The sequence below is a fragment of the Pseudarthrobacter sp. DSP2-3-2b1 genome, assembly GCF_049895945.1.
Lineage (GTDB): Bacteria > Actinomycetota > Actinomycetes > Actinomycetales > Micrococcaceae > Arthrobacter.
This window is the reverse complement of sequence record NZ_JAFCTI010000028.1, coordinates 1-1,082: the sequence shown is the minus strand read 5'-3', so window position 1 is coordinate 1,082 and position 1,082 is coordinate 1. Positions and strand designations below refer to the sequence as shown.

General features: G+C 62.4%; 1 protein-coding gene. It reads right to left on the bottom strand.

Annotation, left to right across the window (positions count from 1 at the left end; genetic code table 11):
* Positions 1–65 precede the first annotated feature (65 nt).
* A complete protein-coding gene (locus ACP7AX_RS19165) occupies positions 66–884 on the bottom strand; it encodes a transposase (protein WP_426228778.1) in 819 nt (272 codons plus the stop codon).
* Between the last annotated feature and the right edge of the window lie 198 nt (positions 885–1,082).

Here is a 1,082-nt window from a genome sequence, read left to right as displayed (position 1 = left end):
AGGCCGGCCTCAAGGAGCATTTGGTACAGATAACCCCCTCGGAAGTCTCCGGGCGCAGGTTTGCCTTAACGCCGCGCCTGCAGCAGGCTGTTGAACGGTTTGACGGGCAGTTGAGGCCGGTACTTCAGTGTCCTGAACAAAGCCTCGGAGTAAGGATTGTCGTTACTGACCGCCGGTCGGCTGCGAGAAGCCGCCACACCCAGACGCTGCATGGTAGCGAGCATCGTTTCTCCCTTCATCGGCGAGCCGTTGTCCGAGTGAACGGTAAGCTGATGGGGCGCGATGCCCTGGCGCTCGCAGATGGCCCTCAGCAGCTGGCTGGCCAGCTCGGCACTCTCACAGTCGTAGACCTGCCAGCCAACGATCCGGCGGCTGAACAGGTCCACAAACAGGTAAAGGTAGAAGTAACAGCCGCGTACCTCGGTGGGCAAGTAGCTGATGTCCCAGCAATAAATCTGGTCGGGCCCGGTCGCCACCAGCGCGCGTGGCCGGCTGCGTTTGTCCGCCACCCGCTCCAGGCGGCGATGGCTGAGCTGACCGACTTCACGCAGCAGCCGGTACAGGGTCGACTCGCTCGCCACATACACGCCCTGGTCAGCCAGGCGCGGCACGATTTGGCTCGGTGGCAGATCCTTGAATTGCTCGCTGTTGAGTAACTCCAGCGCAGCTTTCCTCTCGGCCTCGCTGAGCTTGTTGGGCGGCACGGTGATGCGGCGTTTGTTGCCGACCCTGAGGTCGCCTTGCTGGTTGCCAGGGTGCTGCCAGCGCTGAACGGTACGCGCATCCAACCCAATCAGGGCGCAGGCCTTTTGCAGACGTGCGCCGCTCTCGCAGGACTGCCGGATCAGCGTCAGCAGGGTCTGGCGCTGTTGGCAAGTAGTCATTTCTCCTCGTCCTCCCACAGGGCCTGGAACTTTTTTCAGCAAGCACCAGCAAGGCTGCGGCTTCGGCCAGCGCCTTCTCTTTTCGACGCAGTTCACGCTGCAGCCCATCGTGTTTGACTTGCAGTTCACGCAACGCCGCCTGGCTTGATTCGCTTGGGCTCCCAGGAGCGCCGGCATCTGGCTGTCAGCGACGAGAAC

Excerpts from the sequence above, each read along its gene's own strand:
- ACP7AX_RS19165 (WP_426228778.1), bottom strand. The coding sequence starts at position 884 with ATGACTACTTGCCAACAGCGCCAGACCCTGCTGACGCTGATCCGGCAG.